The sequence below is a fragment of the Synechococcus sp. CB0205 genome, from assembly GCF_000179255.1.
In the GTDB taxonomy this organism is placed as follows: Bacteria; Cyanobacteriota; Cyanobacteriia; order PCC-6307; family Cyanobiaceae; genus Vulcanococcus.
Window position 1 is genome coordinate 151,542 of the sequence record NZ_ADXM01000022.1, and the last position, 14,253, is coordinate 165,794.

Consider the following 14,253-nt stretch of genomic DNA (forward strand, 5'->3'; position numbering starts at 1 on the left):
CGTCGGTTTTTCTAAGCTGGCCCTTATTCAGTAGGAATGACGCAAACCTTGGCCCCATCTGAGTTACAAGAGCTTGGACGCCAAGAGGTGCGTGCTTCCGTCAGCGCAGTGCCTCGGGAGTACCTCGATCCCCCGGCGTCCTGGAACCCAACGGTGGGTCTGTTCCTCGGGGGATATGCCCTTGCGGCGTTGAGCATCGCGGGCTGGTTCCTCTGGGGGTGGCCCCTGCCTGTGCTTCTCGCCACGGGTTTTCTCGCCCTGCATCTCGAAGGCACGGTCATTCATGACGCCTGCCACAACGCGGCGCACCCCAGTCGCTTCTGGAATGCCTTCATGGGGCATGGGGCCGCATTGCTGTTGGGCTTCAGCTTTCCGGTCTTCACCCGGGTGCATTTGCAGCACCACGCCCATGTGAATGATCCGAAGAACGATCCGGATCACATCGTCAGCACCTTCGGTCCGCTCTGGCTGATTGCGCCCCGTTTTTTCTATCACGAATACTTCTTCTTCCAGCGCAAGCTTTGGCGCGGATATGAACTTCTTGAGTGGGGGATTGCCCGGGGAATCTTCTTCACGATTGTGCTAGCTGGGATCAAATATGGCTTCATTGATTTCATCTTCAATGTCTGGTTCGCGCCAGCCCTGATGGTCGGGGTGACCCTGGGCTTGTTCTTTGATTACCTCCCCCACCGCCCCTTCTCGTCGCGCAACCGTTGGCACAACGCCAGGGTCTATCCGGGGCGTTTAATGAATTGGCTGATCATGGGTCAGAACTATCACTTGGTTCATCACCTATGGCCTTCAATTCCCTGGTTTGAATATCGGCCGGCCTATCACGCCACCAAGCCAATCCTGGATGCCAAGGGCTCGCCTCAGCGCCTCGGTTTGTTTGAAACCAAGAGCGATCTAACGAACTTCCTCTACGACATCGTTCTTGGCGTGCGCAGTCACCGCCGCCGCCGCAGCAAACTTCGTCCGATTGCTGGACTGTTGCCGTCCTTCAGGGCAAGGCGCCACGTGGTGGCTCTGCTCCACCGCACGGCTGTCTCGCCCAGGCGCTGAGATTCACTCAGCCAGGATTTTGGGAACCCTGAAGAAGTCGCCTTCGCGCAGAGGGGCTTCGTTGAGCAGTTGCTCCCGCACGTCGGTCGCAACAACGGTGTCTTCGCGCGTCACGTTGACCACTTCGACAGCCCGGGTGGTGGCGGGAACGCCATCGGTATCGACGGCCTGCAGGTGGTCGACGTAATCGAGAATCCGCTCGAGCTGACCGGTGTAGGTCGCGATTTTGTCTTCGGGCAGATCGAGGCGAGCCAGCTTGGCCACCTTGCGGACGTCGTCAGCGCTGATGTTGCTCATGGGGTGAACCTAGCTGGCCGACTCGCTTAAAAAGCGCTCCAGATCAGCCACCAGCCCCGTCGCGGCCACGTCCAAAAAGCGGCGGCCGTCCTTGGCCGTGGCCAAGGAGGGATGGGAGCCCATGCGGCCATCAGGGTGGCGGCGGCGGAAGTCCTCGGGGCTGTGAATTGGTCCGGCGGGTGCTGGGTCGGGCAACGGTTGTTGCTTGCTCTCCAGGCTGGGCTCGAGCGCCAGGGTGATGGCGATTTCACTGGGGGTGGCGTGGTGTCCTTCCTTGTCCCCGTAGAGCTCTCGGGCCAGGCCCATGGCCTCTGAGGTCATGAACCAGTTGGCCAGCTTGCAGCGCAGTCGAGCGGCATTGGGTAGTCCGCGGGCGGCAGCGGTGCCGTAGGCCTGGGCAAAGGCTGCCTTGCAGGTGGCGATGTTTCCGCCATGGCCATTGATCACGTAGATCCGCTCAAACCCGTGGCGGGCCAAGGAGAGGATCAGGTCATGCAGCACCGCCAACAGGGTGGAGGGCTGCAGGCTCATGGTCCCGGCAAAGCCCAGATGGTGCTCGGCCATTCCGAAGGCCTGGGCCGGGGTGACCAGGACGCCTAGGCGCCGGCCGACCTCTAAGGCGACGGCTTCGGCGGTGAGGGCGTCGGTGCCGATGGCTCCGGTGGGTCCGTGCTGCTCGGTGGAGCCCAGGGGAATGATCACCCCTTTCTTTTGGGTCAGATAGGCCTCCACTTCAGGCCAGCTCCGCAGCTGCAGTCGGATGTCTTCGGTGCAGTGAGCAGTCACGGGGGTGAGGCGTGAGATCGCTTCAGTATCCCTAGATCTCGGCCGCGTCAGTGCGCGGTGCCGTTGCCGTCGTACTTGTCCGTGTCGTAGTAGCCGCCTTTGGTTCCGAAGAACAAGGTGGCCAAGACAAACAGCCCGCTGCCGCCAATCAAGACCGTTGCCAGGGTGAATCCTTCGCTGTGCATCGCCGGGGCTGAGCCGATGGGCTGATTCTGGCGTCCGCGGCTTTCGCGCGCAGCGCAGGGTCGGTTAACTGTGACCTGCCTGCTTGGTGGTGGCGATGCCGAAGCAACCTCCAGCGCTCTCCCAAGCCTTCTTCGCCCGCCCCGCCGAGCTGGTCGCCCCCGACTTGATTGGTTGCCTGCTGGTGAAACGCCAAGAGGATGGCGAGTGGCTTTGGGGAGTGGTGGTGGAAACCGAGGCGTATTCCCAGGAGGAGCCTGCCTGCCACGGCTTCCGCCGCCGCTCCCCCAGCAACGAAACGCTCTTTGGTGAGCCAGGGCGGTTTTATGTCTATGTGAGCTATGGCATCCACCACTGTGTGAATGTGGTGACAGGCAGGGCCGACTGGGCCAACGGCGTTCTGCTCCGTGCCCTGGCGATGCCGGGGGAGCCGGAGCGGATTGCCGCGGGTCCGGCCCTGCTGGCTCGCCGCTTTGGCCTGGACCGCAGCCATGACTGCTGCCCCAGCAGCCCTGCGCAGGGGCTTTGGCTGGCCCCTCGCTTGCCAGAGCTAAGTGAAGCGGAGCTGGTTCAAACCACCCGGATCGGCATCAGTCAGGGGCAGGACTGGCCTTGGCGTTGGTACCTCCGCAGCAGCCGCAGCATCAGTCGACGTGCCAAGGGAGATCGCAATCCACCTCTGGCCCAGGCCTGGGACGTGGCCTCTTGCGTCATGGGCTTCTAGCCTGCAGTTGACGCTTGCCTCAGACCTTGAGCGACTGGACCCACCGCCATGTGCTGGATCTGGCGGCCTTCTCGCTTGAGGACTACACCACTGTTTTAGAGCTGGCCCAGCGGTTTCGGGCGATGCCCACCAGTGGCGCCCGCAAGCTGCCAGCCCTACAGGGCAAGCTCGTCACCACCCTGTTTTTTGAGCCCAGCACCCGCACCCGCAGCAGCTTCGAGCTGGCGGCCAAACGGTTGTCGGCTGATGTCCAGAGCTTCTCTCCCTCCTCCAGTTCCCTCAGTAAAGGGGAGAGCCTGCTCGACACGGTGCGCACCTATGTGGCGATGGGTGCTGACTTGCTGGTGGTGCGTCACCGCTGCACCGGGATCCCCGCCTCGTTGGCCCATGACCTTGACCTCAGCGGTGATCGTGTGGCGGTCTTAAACGGTGGAGACGGTCTGCACAGCCATCCCAGCCAGGGACTGCTGGACCTGTTTTCCCTGGCGCGTCAGTTCAACCCCGAGAGCCCAACGCCTGAAGCGCTGCGGGGCCGGCGGATTGTGATCGTCGGCGACATCCTCCATTCCCGTGTGGCCCGCTCCAACCTCTGGGCCCTGACCGCCTGCGGCGCCGAGGTGGTGCTCTGCGGGCCCGCCACCCTGCTGCCGCAGGCCTTTGAACAGTTCGTGGACGCCCCGCCGCCAGGGCAGGCCAGCGACCCAGTCGCCAAACGGGGCCGCATCCGGATTGAGCGCGATCTCGATCAGGCCTTGGTCGGCGCCGATGCGGTGATGACCCTGCGCCTGCAGAAGGAGCGGATGAACCAAAACCTGCTCACCAGCCTGGAGAGCTACCACCGCCGCTTTGGCCTTACCCATGGGCGCCTGCGGGGCAAGATTCCTGTGCTCCATCCCGGTCCGGTCAACCGTGGCGTGGAGATGAGTGGGGCTCTGTTGGATGACCCAGCGCTCTGTCTGGTTGAGGAGCAGGTCACCAACGGCATTCCGATTCGGATGGCCCTGCTGTATCTCCTGGCCGCCGGCTAGCTCAGAGCAGCTTGAAGCCTTCCAGCAGCAGGCCGTAGCAAAAACCCACCCGGCTCATGTCCAAGAGCTGTAGCCCCAAACGGTTGCTGGTGTTGCGCAGCAGTGGGCCCCTCAGGCGAATCGCGGCTTCGATTGCCAAGACGCAGAGCAGGGCGGCTGGGGGATCCAGAAAGGAGCGCGCGCCCGTGAGGGTGGCGATGGCATTCCCCAGGAAGAAGGTGCTCAGCAGCACGATCAGCAGCACCGAGAGCCGTCGCCAGGGATTGCTCGCCCAGCGCTCCAGGCGTGGCCAGGCTCCACCCAGGTTGCGCTGCAGCCTGGTGCGCTGAGGTGGGGGCGTCAGGGTCAGGGGAGTCGGTGCGGGCGGTTTGCCTTGAGGTTTACCGCAGGGGCATTAAAAAAGCCCGGGGATACCCGGGCTGAGTGGATCAGCTGACTTCAGCTGTCGGCATCTTTGGCTTTGCGGCTGCCCTTGCCTTCCAGCAGTTCCAGCAGTGCCTCCATCTGGGCCATCACGCCACGCACCTCGCCGGCTTCAGGCAGGAGACCGTCTTCCATCACGCCTTGATGCATCTCGCGCAGTTCTTGGCGGATGTAACGCAGGTGGCTCACCACTTGCTCGCGCTTCGACTGCGACATGAGCGGGAAAGGTCTCGAAAGCTAAACCCTTTTACCCCATCGCCCTTTAGCAGAGACTTGGCCGCAGCCAGCCCGTCAAACCCCACAAGGGTGGATCGCGGCCCTACTTCTGGCCGAACTTGGCCTTGGCGTCCTCGAAAAAGGCTTCGTCGATCACATCCAGGCCAGCCTCGTTGGCCATGCCTTCAATCCGTTTGCGGGCGGCTGGGCGCACAAAAAAAGGGATCTCCTTGAGCTTGGCCTCTGCTTCTGGTTTCCAGTTCATGGCCAGATCCGCACAGGGACTTCAAGGGTGGATGGAGAATAGGGGACTCGAACCCCTGACCTCTGCGGTGCGATCGCAGCGCTCTACCAGCTGAGCTAATTCCCCTAAAGACCAGGAAGAATCCTTGTCCTGGCCAGAACTTATCAGTCTTCAACGGCCATGACCGCTTCCCCTTCCATCACCCCTGAGTTGATCGCTGCCCAGACCGAGGCCTCGATGGAGGAACTGGGGCGTCGTTTGGATCAGGACGACTACCCCAGTCCGTTTGCCGCCTTGAACGATTGGCACCTGCTCCGTGCCATTGCCATTCACCGTCCGGAGCTTGCGCGGCCCTACGTGCACCTGGTGGATCAAGAGCCCTTCGATGAGGACTGAGTCCTTGGCTGATCCCCTCAAGGGGCGTCGGGTTCTGGTCGGGATCAGCGGCAGCATCGCCGCGGTCAAGCTCCCGCTGGTGGTCAGTGCTTTGGCCAAGCGCGGCGCCGAGGTGCGTTGTGTCCTGACCCCCAGCGCTGCGCAACTGGTCAGTCCGGTGGCCCTGGCCAGCCTCAGCCGTCAGCGCTGCTATCTGGACGCCGACCAGTGGAGTCACACCGCCGCCCGCCCGCTGCATGTGGAGTTGGCCGAGTGGGCAGAGCTGGTGCTGCTGGCCCCGTTGTCGGCCACCAGCCTGGGCCGCTGGGTCTACGGGCTGGGCGACACCCTCCTGGCCTCTCTGCTGCTGGCCACGGAAGCGCCAGTCCTGGCGGCTGCGGCGATGAATACAGCCATGTGGTCTTCACCGGGGGTCAGCCGCAATTGGCAAACCCTCCAGGATTTCGAGCGGGTCTTGCCCTTGGGGCCCGGCGCTGGACTGCTGGCCTGTGATCGCGAAGGGGCTGGGCGGATGGCCGAGCCTGAATCCCTGCTGCTGGCGCTGGAGTCCCTGGCGCTCTGGGGTTGGCAGCGCGATTGGCAGGGACGCCGGCTGCTGGTGAGTGCTGGCCCCACCCGCGAGTGGTTTGATCCAGCCCGTTGCATCACGAATCCCAGCAGCGGTCGCATGGGGGTCCTGCTCGCCCAGGCCGCTCGTCTGCGCGGGGCTGAGGTGGATTTGGTGCATGGGCCCCTCCAACTCGAGCCGGCTTGGCTCGAGGGTCTGCACTGCCATCCGATTGAGACCGGAGCGGAGCTGCAGGCGTCCCTCGAGGCGCTTCAGCCCAAGGCCGATGCGATTGCGATGGCCGCGGCTGTTGCGGACCACCGCCCCAAGCAACGCTTCAGCCACAAACCCGACAAGCAGGACCTAGCGCTGGCGATGGAGGCGGGTTGGGAGCCCATCCCGGATGTTCTGCGGGGACTGGTGGAGCGCCGTCCGGCTGGGCAAGGGATCCTCGGCTTCGCGGCCCACACCGGGGATGTGCTGCCTCAGGCCCAGGCCAAGTGGGCTCGCAAGGGATGCGACCTGCTTTTCGCGAACCCGATTGATGCGCCGGGAGCAGGATTTGGTGGCTTGTCCAATGAGGGCTGGATCCTTGGCCCTGGTGAGGCGGTTCAGCGGGTTGAACCGATGGGCAAGCTCGCCTTGGCGCATCGGCTGCTGACCGCTCTGGCGGCCTGTTCAGGCGGCCATGGCTGAATCGTCGTCGTTCTGAAGCAGATCCATAAAGGTGCGGAGCTGCAGGCGTGGGATGTAGGGCCAGCCGCCGCTTTTCTCCATGCCCTTCAGCAGGTTGAAGAGCTCGCCGCGATCAGAAGGGAGGCTGGAGCGGAAGGCACCGTCCTGGATCGTGCGGTGCAGCTCCTCGAGGCGGCGCAGCAGCAGGAGAAGGGCCTGTGCTTCACCATCCACCTCGGCAGCCAGCTCTTCGAGGCTCTCCAGCTCTGAGCTCAGGCGGGCTTCCCAGTCGCCTCGGACCAGGCTCTCGTCGATCTGTGTGGTGGTGCTGGCGTCGCTCATAAAGGAATTCAATCGGCCGCTCTCGCATACAGGTTGTTGAGAGCCGCGACATGGTACGCGGAATGGGCGTTTTGCACCGGTAGTATCCCGATCGGGCGTACCCCAATCCCTGAGGTTTTCCCCGCCAGACCGGTTTCTCCCCATGCGTTTCCGTCCTTTGCTGGCCGTCGTGCTGGCCCTTTGTTTGACCCTCGTGACCGCTTGCAGTGGCGGCGCGAAGGCTATTGATCGGGCTGATCTGACCTACGACGACATCCACAACACCGGTCTGGCCAACGACTGCCCGACCCTTCCTGACTCCGCCCGCGGGTCCATCCCCCTCGACAGCAACACCAAGTACCAGCTGCGCGAGGTCTGCATGCACCCCGCTGAGGTGTACGTGAAGGGCGAGCCCGCCAACAAGCGTCAGGAGGCCCAGTTCGTGGCCACCAAGATCCTGACCCGTTTCACCACCAGCCTCGATCAGGTCTACGGCGATCTGGCTGTGACCGGTAACGGCATCAACTTCAAGGAGCTCGGCGGCATCGACTTCCAGATCGTCACCGTGCTGCTGCCCGGTGGTGAGGAAGTGCCTTTCACCTTCTCCTCCAAGGAGCTCGACGCCACCGCTGATGGCGCCGCCATCAGCACCAGCACCGACCTCAACGGTGCTTATCGCGTTCCCAGCTACCGCACCTCCAACTTCCTTGATCCCAAGGGTCGTGCACTGACCACCGGTGTTCAGTACGCCCAAGGTCTGATTGCTCTGAACGGTCAGGACGATGAGCTGGCCCGTGAGAACAGCAAGCGCTACATCGACGGCACCGGTGAGATGAACCTCTCCATCACCAAGGTGGATGCTTCCACCGGTGAGTTCGCAGGCGTCTTCACCGCTGTTCAGCCTTCTGACACCGACATGGGCAGCCATGACCCTGTCGACGTCAAGATCGTTGGTCAGCTCTACGGCCGCCTCGAGAAGGCCTGATCCCCTTCCCGGTCTCAGAACGTTTGATTAGGGGGCTCTTCGGAGCCCCCTTTTTCATGGTTTCCCGAGTGCTCTGGGAGAATCGCCGGCATTGGATCCATCCCTCGCCGCCATGACCTCCGCAGCTGCAGCAACCCGTTCGGGTTTGATCGCTCCCCACGGCGGCACCCTTGTGGACCTGCGGGTGCCTGCCGATCAGCGTGATGCGCTCAAGGCCGGCGTGGATCACGTGGTCGAGTGCTCCGATCGCAATGCCTGCGACGTCGAGCTGCTGATGGTGGGTGGCTTCTCGCCGCTGCGCGGCTTCATGCACCAGGACGACTATCTCTCGGTGGTGGAGAAGAACCGCACCACCAGCGGCCTTCTCTTTGGCCTGCCGATCGTGATGGATACCGATCGCGAGGACATCGCCGTCGGCCAAAAGCTGCTGCTGACCTATCGCGGTCAAGAGCTGGCGGTGATGACGGTCGAGAGCAAGTGGGAGCCCGACAAGGCCCGTGAAGCCGTCGGTTGCTACGGCACCTCCTCCCTGGAGCACCCTGCAGTGAAGATGATCGCCACCGAGCGCGGTCGCTTCTACCTGGGTGGCTCGATCCAAGGCCTGGAGCTGCCCGAGCGTGTCTTCCCCTGCAAAACCCCGGCTGAGGTGCGCGCCAACCTGCCTGAGGGCGAGGACGTCGTGGCCTTCCAGTGCCGCAATCCGATCCACCGCGCCCACTACGAGCTCTTCACCCGGGCCCTCGATGCCACCAATGTGAGCGATCAGGGCGTGGTCCTGGTTCACCCCACCTGCGGACCGACCCAGGACGACGACATCCCCGGTGCTGTTCGCTTCCAGACCTATGAGCGCCTGGCCGCTGAGGTGAACAACCCCCGCATCCGTTGGGCCTACCTCCCCTACTCGATGCACATGGCTGGGCCCCGGGAGGCGCTGCAGCACATGATCATCCGCAAGAACTACGGATGCACCCACTTCATCATTGGCCGCGACATGGCTGGCTGTAAGTCCTCCATCAGCGGTGAGGACTTCTATGGCCCCTATCAGGCCCAGGACTTCGCCCGTGAGAACGCTCCTGAACTGGGGATGGAGACCGTGCCGTCCTTGAACCTTGTCTACACCGAGGAAGAGGGCTACGTGACGGCTGAGCACGCCGATGCCCGCGGTCTGCACATCCGCAAGCTGAGCGGCACCCAGTTCCGCCAGATGCTGCGGGGCGGTGAGGAAATCCCCGAATGGTTCGCCTTCAAGAGCGTTGTCGAGGTTCTGCGTTCAGCAGCCTGAGTCCGGTTAACATTCCTTAATCACTGTCCTCGAACAAGCGGAGAAGCAAGTGAAGAAGCGCTGGCGCAATGCGGGGCTTTACGTCCTCCTAGCTGTAGTGGTGATCGCCGTTGGCACGGCCTTCCTGGATCGTCCTGATCCCGCCAATGCGCCGCGCACCCTCCGCTACAGCGACTTCGTGGAAGCCGTTGAAGCCAACGAGGTCTCCCGTGTGCTGATCGCTCCCGATCGGGGCACGGCCCAGGTGGTGGAGAACGATGGCCAGCGCGCCGTGGTCAACCTTGCTCCTGACAAGGACCTGCTGAAGCTCCTGGAAGGTCACAAGGTCGATATCGCCGTTGAGCCCTCCCGTCAGCCCCAGGCTTGGCAGCAGGCCATTGGTTCCCTGATCTTCCCCCTGCTGCTGCTGGGTGGCCTGTTCTTCCTGCTGCGCCGCGCCCAGGGCGGTGGCGGCAACCCCGCGATGAACTTCGGCAAGAGCAAGGCCCGGGTTCAGATGGAGCCCGAGACCCAGGTCACCTTTGGTGATGTGGCCGGCATTGAAGGCGCCAAGCTCGAGTTGACCGAGGTCGTCGACTTCCTCAAGAACCCCGACCGCTTTACCGCCGTCGGCGCGAAGATCCCCAAAGGTGTCCTGCTGGTGGGTCCTCCGGGCACCGGTAAGACCCTTCTGGCGAAGGCCGTTGCCGGCGAGGCCGGTGTCCCCTTCTTCTCGATCTCCGGTTCGGAGTTCGTCGAGATGTTCGTTGGTGTGGGCGCCAGCCGTGTTCGTGACCTGTTTGAGCAGGCCAAGAAGAACGCCCCTTGCATCGTCTTCATCGACGAGATCGACGCCGTCGGTCGTCAACGCGGCGCTGGACTCGGCGGTGGCAATGACGAGCGTGAACAAACCCTCAACCAGCTCCTGACGGAGATGGATGGCTTTGAGGGCAACACCGGCATCATCATCGTCGCGGCAACCAACCGCCCTGACGTTCTGGATGCAGCGCTGATGCGTCCCGGTCGTTTCGATCGCCAGGTGGTCGTCGATCGCCCGGACTACGCCGGTCGTCTCCAGATCCTTGGGGTCCATGCCCGCGGCAAGACCCTCTCCAAGGACGTTGATCTCGACAAGATTGCCCGCCGGACCCCTGGCTACACCGGCGCCGATCTCGCCAACCTCCTCAACGAAGCCGCGATCCTGGCGGCTCGCCGTCAGCTCACCGAAGTCTCCATGGACGAGGTGAATGATGCGATTGAGCGGGTCATGGCTGGTCCTGAGAAGAAGGACCGGGTGATGAGCGAGAAGCGCAAGCGCCTTGTGGCCTATCACGAGGCGGGTCACGCCTTGGTTGGCGCCCTGATGCCCGACTACGACCCGGTGCAGAAGATCTCGATCATTCCCCGCGGTAACGCTGGCGGTCTGACCTTCTTCACCCCCAGTGAAGAGCGCATGGAGTCTGGTCTCTACTCCCGCGCCTATCTCCAGAACCAGATGGCTGTTGCCCTGGGTGGCCGGGTTGCCGAAGAGATCGTCTATGGCGAAGACGAAGTCACCACCGGCGCCTCCAACGACCTCCAGCAGGTGGCCCGGGTGGCCCGTCAGATGGTCACGCGCTTTGGCATGAGCGATCGCCTCGGTCCTGTGGCCCTGGGCCGAAGCCAGGGCGGCATGTTCCTCGGCCGTGACATCGCAGCTGAGCGTGACTTCTCGGAAGACACCGCCGCTGCGATCGATGAAGAGGTCAGCTTGCTGGTGGCAGAGGCCTACAAGCGGGCGATCGCCGTTCTCAACGGCAACCGCAGCGTTCTTGATGAGCTCGCCGAGATGCTCGTTGAGCGCGAGACCGTGGATGCTGAGGATCTTCAAGAGCTGTTGATCCGCAGCGATGTCCGAGTTGCTGAATACGTCTGAGGTCTTCGCCTCAGATCCCTCTGGGCTTCTCAGGGGATTGCACCGCCAGCCTGTGCTGGCGGTGCTTCGTGTTTCTGAGCTTCAGCAGGCCCAGCACCAACTGAACCTGCTGGTGGAAGTAGGGCTCCGCCATGTTGAGCTGGCGGTTGCGCTCACTCCCGCCTGGGTCGAGTTGGCGATCAAGCTGCGCCAGTCCTTTCCATCACTGCGCCTGGGTGCTGCGTCGGTGCGATCCCTGAAGGGATTGGCGGCGGCTCAATCCGCCGGTTTGGACTATGTCGTCTCGCCCATCCTTGAGCCTGACCTTTTGGCGAAAGCGCAACAGGCCGGGATCACCTTGATTCCTGGTGTCTACACCCCGTCGGAAGTGGCCCGGGCCCAGGCCTTGGGTGCGCCCGCGGTGAAGCTTTTCCCGGCCAGCAGCCTGGGTCCGAGCTATTGGAACTCGCTTGCAGGACCCCTGTCGCCATTGCCCTATTGCATTGCGGCAGGAGGGTTGTCAGCCCTGGATGCACGTCTCTGGCTGGAGTCTGGAGTCGATGCGGTGGCCTTGGGAGCGAGCTTGTTTGAGACGTCTCAAGGCCCACAGCAACCCTTGCAATTGCGGCCAGGGTTGACGGCGCTGCTGGCATGGCTCGAGCAGCGCGCCAATGGCGATTTGTTGTCAGGTTGAGTCCAGAGTGTTACTCATGGGATAGACGTCTTTCGACCTATGTCTCAACTCACCATCAAGTTGAGCGATAAAGCTGATGCTCTGATCGCTCAGCTCCAAAAGGAGATTTTCAATCGCCGCCGCAAGAAGGTCTCTGCCGCTGGGGTCGTCGAGACCCTGGTGGAAAGCGGAGCCAAGTCGCAATCCGACAAGCGTTTCGCGACCTCTTGGAAAAACCTCATTTCCGATATTGAGAAAGCGGCCAAGCTCGCCAATGCCCATGGCGCCAAGCCCGCCAACCTCTCGGATGCGGAATGGGCTCTGATCCTGAGCCACCGCAGCCGCAGCACCATCAGTAAAGCGGCTCCCAAGAAAGCCGCCCCCAAGAAGACCGCTGCCAAAAAGGCATCGGCAACCACCACCAAGCGGGCTGCCGCCAAGGCCAAGCCTGCGGCGAAAGCCACAGTGGTGAAGAAAGCGGCTCCGAAGAAAGCTGCGAGCACCGCCGCGAAGGCCAAGCCTGCCGCTGCTGCGAAATCCAAGGTTGCGCCCAAGGCCAAGCCGGTCGCTAAAAAAGCAGCACGAAACCCGGTGAAGAAGACCGGGGCCACCCGCGGTGGCTCAGTGGCGAAGCGGATGGCAAAGGCCGTCGGCCGTTTGGGTTCCGCACCCTCGACCAATGGCAACAACGGCGCTGCTCAGCTGACCAGCCTGCGTTGATCCGCTCTCACCAGAGGCTGCACTGACCCTGCTGCCGCAGCAGGTGATCAGCCAGCACAAGGGCGACCATCGCCTCCACCATCGGTACGGCCCTGGGCAACACGCAGGGGTCGTGCCGACCTTTTGCTTCCAGGGTCGTGGCCTCACCCCGGGCATTGATCGTTTGTTGGGCCTTGCGGATCGTGGCCGTTGGCTTGAAGGCCACGCGGATCACGATCGCCTCGCCGTTGCTGATCCCCCCCTGAATTCCGCCAGAGTTGTTGGTGGCGGTGTGCAGGCTGCCATCTCCAGTGGGCAAGAACGCATCGTTGTGTTCGCTGCCCTTGAGCAAAGTTCCGGCAAATCCGGAGCCGATCTCAAAGCCTTTGGTGGCCGGTAGGGACATCACCGCCTTGGCCAGATCGGCCTCAAGCTTGTCGAAGACGGGCATGCCCAAGCCGGCGGGTACGCCGCGAACCACACACTCGATCACGCCACCGCAGGAGTCCCCTTCCCGCCCGATGGCTTCGATCCGCTCGATCATCCGTTCCGCAACAGCGGCATTGGGGCAGCGCACGATGTTGCTTTCGACGGCCTCAAGGGTCACCGCTGCTGGATCGATCTCGGCCTCGATGTCATGAATGCGTTTGACCCAGGCCACCACTTCTGTGCCGTGGGCTTTGCTCAGCAGCTGCTTGGCGATAGCCCCAGCGGCGACCCGACCGATCGTCTCCCGCGCTGAGGCGCGCCCGCCACCACTGCGGGCCTGGATGCCGTATTTCGCTTGGTAGGTGGCATCGGCGTGGGAGGGGCGGAAGGCCACCTCCATCTCCTTGTAGTCCTGGGGGCGCTGGTCTTTGTTGCGCACCACCATCGCGATCGGGGTGCCGAGGGTGACCCCATCGAGCAGACCACTGAGGACTTCCACCCGATCGTCTTCTTTGCGGGGGGTCGTGATCTTGCTTTGGCCTGGTTTGCGTCGATCCAGCTCGGCTTGGATCGCCTCGAGGTCGAGTTCCAGTCGCGGCGGACAACCCTCCACAATCACGCCAACCCCGCCGCCGTGGGATTCGCCGAAGGTGCTGATGCGGAAGAGATCGCCGAAGCTGCTTCCCATGGGCTGAGTGCGCTGGTGCGAGCCTACAAACTGGGCTTTGGTTGCAGCAGCGTTCGGTCTTGAGGAAGCAGGAGCGCGCGGCGCTGATCATGCAGCGCCTTGAGGAGCATTACCCCGAGACGCCGGTCCCTTTGGACCACAGCGATCCCTTCACCCTGTTGATCGCTGTCTTACTCAGTGCCCAGTGCACGGATAAGAAGGTCAACGAGGTCACGCCAGCCCTCTTTGCGGCTGGAGCAACACCCCAGGCCATGGCGGCGCTGCCTGAGTCCGAAATCCTGGGCCACATCAGACAGCTGGGCTTGGCGAAAACCAAGGCTCGCAACGTCAAGCGTCTCGCGGAGCTCCTGCTGGAGCGCCATGGGGGTGAGGTCCCCGCCAGTTTTTCAGCCCTCGAGGCGCTGCCGGGGGTGGGCCATAAGACCGCCAGTGTGGTGATGGCTCAAGCCTTCGGGGTCCCGGCTTTTCCCGTGGACACCCACATCCACCGCTTGGCTCAGCGCTGGGGCTTGAGCAGTGGCGTCAGCGTGGCGTGCACTGAAACGGATCTCAAGCGGCTGTTCCCCAAGGACGCCTGGAACAAGCTTCACCTGCAGATCATTTTTTACGGCAGGGAGTTCTGTACGGCTCGTGGTTGTGATGGGCGGGTCTGTCCCCTCTGTCAGGAGCTCTATCCCAACCGCCGCAGGCCTGTGATCTGGACCAAGGCCTAGCGCCCCAAC

19 protein-coding genes and 1 tRNA gene are annotated in these 14,253 nt (G+C 63.1%); 11 read left to right on the forward strand and 9 right to left on the reverse strand.

What is annotated here, in order from left to right; all coding sequences use genetic code 11:
- Nucleotides 1–36 precede the first annotated feature (36 nt).
- Nucleotides 37–1,062 (forward strand): beta-carotene hydroxylase, encoded by a 1,026-nt coding sequence (crtR, locus tag CB0205_RS0103930; protein ID WP_010314537.1) that lies wholly within the window; start codon nt 37–39, stop codon nt 1,060–1,062.
- A 3-nt stretch (nt 1,063–1,065) separates the two neighbouring features.
- On the opposite strand, the gene gatC is transcribed toward crtR, so the two are convergent.
- The 3 genes from gatC to CB0205_RS16265 are packed head-to-tail and all read right to left on the reverse strand — an operon-like array spanning nt 1,066 to nt 2,330.
- Nucleotides 1,066–1,359: an Asp-tRNA(Asn)/Glu-tRNA(Gln) amidotransferase subunit GatC gene (gene gatC / locus CB0205_RS0103935; RefSeq protein WP_010314539.1), complete on the reverse strand. Its 294-nt coding sequence runs from the start codon at nt 1,357–1,359 to the stop codon at nt 1,066–1,068.
- A gap of 9 nt (nt 1,360–1,368) precedes the next feature.
- The gene (locus CB0205_RS0103940) at nt 1,369–2,145 is read right to left on the reverse strand and encodes a creatininase family protein (RefSeq protein ID WP_010314542.1); all 777 of its coding nucleotides are present in this window, start codon (nt 2,143–2,145) and stop codon (nt 1,369–1,371) included.
- A gap of 47 nt (nt 2,146–2,192) precedes the next feature.
- Nucleotides 2,193–2,330: a hypothetical protein gene (locus CB0205_RS16265; RefSeq protein ID WP_010314543.1), complete on the reverse strand. Its 138-nt coding sequence runs from the start codon at nt 2,328–2,330 to the stop codon at nt 2,193–2,195.
- A gap of 95 nt (nt 2,331–2,425) precedes the next feature.
- Here CB0205_RS16265 and CB0205_RS0103950 point away from each other — a divergent pair, with 95 nt between their 5' ends.
- Together CB0205_RS0103950 and CB0205_RS0103955 are read left to right on the forward strand one after the other, a co-directional pair.
- The gene (locus CB0205_RS0103950; RefSeq protein ID WP_050778425.1) at nt 2,426–3,052 is read left to right on the forward strand and encodes a DNA-3-methyladenine glycosylase; all 627 of its coding nucleotides are present in this window, start codon (nt 2,426–2,428) and stop codon (nt 3,050–3,052) included.
- A gap of 26 nt (nt 3,053–3,078) precedes the next feature.
- Nucleotides 3,079–4,080 carry an aspartate carbamoyltransferase catalytic subunit gene (locus CB0205_RS0103955; protein ID WP_029626099.1) on the forward strand — a complete coding sequence of 334 codons (1,002 nt, stop codon included), beginning with the start codon at nt 3,079–3,081 and terminating at the stop codon, nt 4,078–4,080.
- Between the two features lies 1 nt (nt 4,081).
- Here the strand turns inward: CB0205_RS0103955 and CB0205_RS0103960 are convergent, their stop codons facing one another.
- The 4 genes from CB0205_RS0103960 to CB0205_RS0103975 all read right to left on the reverse strand — a co-directional run bounded on the left by CB0205_RS0103960 (nt 4,082) and on the right by CB0205_RS0103975 (nt 5,089).
- Nucleotides 4,082–4,324, reverse strand: a complete 243-nt coding sequence (locus CB0205_RS0103960) for a DUF565 domain-containing protein (RefSeq protein WP_010314550.1) — start codon at nt 4,322–4,324, stop codon at nt 4,082–4,084.
- Between the two features lie 194 nt (nt 4,325–4,518).
- On the reverse strand, nt 4,519–4,719 hold the full coding sequence (locus tag CB0205_RS0103965) for a hypothetical protein (protein WP_010314552.1): 201 nt from the start codon (nt 4,717–4,719) through the stop codon (nt 4,519–4,521).
- A 103-nt stretch (nt 4,720–4,822) separates the two neighbouring features.
- A complete protein-coding gene (locus CB0205_RS0103970; protein WP_010314554.1) occupies nt 4,823–4,984 on the reverse strand; it encodes a PCP reductase family protein in 162 nt (53 codons plus the stop codon).
- 32 nt (nt 4,985–5,016) lie between these two features.
- A tRNA-Ala gene (locus CB0205_RS0103975) sits at nt 5,017–5,089 on the reverse strand.
- Between the two features lie 54 nt (nt 5,090–5,143).
- Here CB0205_RS0103975 and CB0205_RS0103980 point away from each other — a divergent pair.
- Both CB0205_RS0103980 and coaBC read left to right on the forward strand, forming a co-directional pair.
- Complete coding sequence (locus CB0205_RS0103980) at nt 5,144–5,359, forward strand: DUF2555 domain-containing protein (RefSeq protein ID WP_010314555.1); 216 nt, start codon at nt 5,144–5,146, stop codon at nt 5,357–5,359.
- Nucleotides 5,349–6,602 (forward strand): bifunctional phosphopantothenoylcysteine decarboxylase/phosphopantothenate--cysteine ligase CoaBC, encoded by a 1,254-nt coding sequence (gene coaBC, locus CB0205_RS0103985; protein ID WP_010314557.1) that lies wholly within the window; start codon nt 5,349–5,351, stop codon nt 6,600–6,602. The genes CB0205_RS0103980 and coaBC overlap by 11 nt, the downstream gene beginning before the upstream one ends.
- On the opposite strand, the gene CB0205_RS0103990 is transcribed toward coaBC, so the two are convergent.
- Nucleotides 6,585–6,923, reverse strand: coding sequence for a hypothetical protein (locus tag CB0205_RS0103990; protein WP_010314559.1), 339 nt, complete (start codon nt 6,921–6,923; stop codon nt 6,585–6,587). The two genes, coaBC and CB0205_RS0103990, sit on opposite strands and share 18 nt — an antisense overlap.
- A gap of 142 nt (nt 6,924–7,065) precedes the next feature.
- Between CB0205_RS0103990 and CB0205_RS0103995 the strand changes: the two genes are divergently transcribed.
- The 5 genes from CB0205_RS0103995 (at nt 7,066) to CB0205_RS0104015 (ending at nt 12,435) form a co-directional block, all read left to right on the forward strand.
- Nucleotides 7,066–7,887, forward strand: coding sequence for a photosystem II manganese-stabilizing polypeptide (locus tag CB0205_RS0103995; RefSeq protein WP_010314562.1), 822 nt, complete (start codon nt 7,066–7,068; stop codon nt 7,885–7,887).
- Nucleotides 7,888–7,999: 112 nt separating this feature from the next.
- Nucleotides 8,000–9,169: a sulfate adenylyltransferase gene (gene sat, locus CB0205_RS0104000; protein ID WP_010314564.1), complete on the forward strand. Its 1,170-nt coding sequence runs from the start codon at nt 8,000–8,002 to the stop codon at nt 9,167–9,169.
- Between the two features lie 49 nt (nt 9,170–9,218).
- Nucleotides 9,219–11,063 carry an ATP-dependent zinc metalloprotease FtsH3 gene (gene ftsH3, locus CB0205_RS0104005; protein WP_010314566.1) on the forward strand — a complete coding sequence of 615 codons (1,845 nt, stop codon included), beginning with the start codon at nt 9,219–9,221 and terminating at the stop codon, nt 11,061–11,063.
- Nucleotides 11,038–11,736, forward strand: a complete 699-nt coding sequence (locus CB0205_RS0104010; protein WP_010314567.1) for a bifunctional 4-hydroxy-2-oxoglutarate aldolase/2-dehydro-3-deoxy-phosphogluconate aldolase — start codon at nt 11,038–11,040, stop codon at nt 11,734–11,736. Before ftsH3 ends, CB0205_RS0104010 begins: the two co-directional genes overlap by 26 nt.
- A gap of 39 nt (nt 11,737–11,775) precedes the next feature.
- Entirely contained in the window at nt 11,776–12,435 is a 660-nt protein-coding gene (locus CB0205_RS0104015) for a hypothetical protein (RefSeq protein ID WP_010314569.1), read from the forward strand.
- A gap of 7 nt (nt 12,436–12,442) precedes the next feature.
- Here CB0205_RS0104015 and aroC read toward each other — a convergent pair whose 3' ends face one another.
- A complete protein-coding gene (aroC, locus tag CB0205_RS0104020) occupies nt 12,443–13,531 on the reverse strand; it encodes a chorismate synthase (protein WP_010314571.1) in 1,089 nt (362 codons plus the stop codon).
- Nucleotides 13,532–13,590: 59 nt separating this feature from the next.
- On the opposite strand from aroC, the gene nth reads away from it, so the two are divergent.
- Nucleotides 13,591–14,244, forward strand: coding sequence for an endonuclease III (gene nth, locus CB0205_RS0104025; protein ID WP_010314573.1), 654 nt, complete (start codon nt 13,591–13,593; stop codon nt 14,242–14,244).
- Nucleotides 14,245–14,253: the final 9 nt, after the last annotated feature.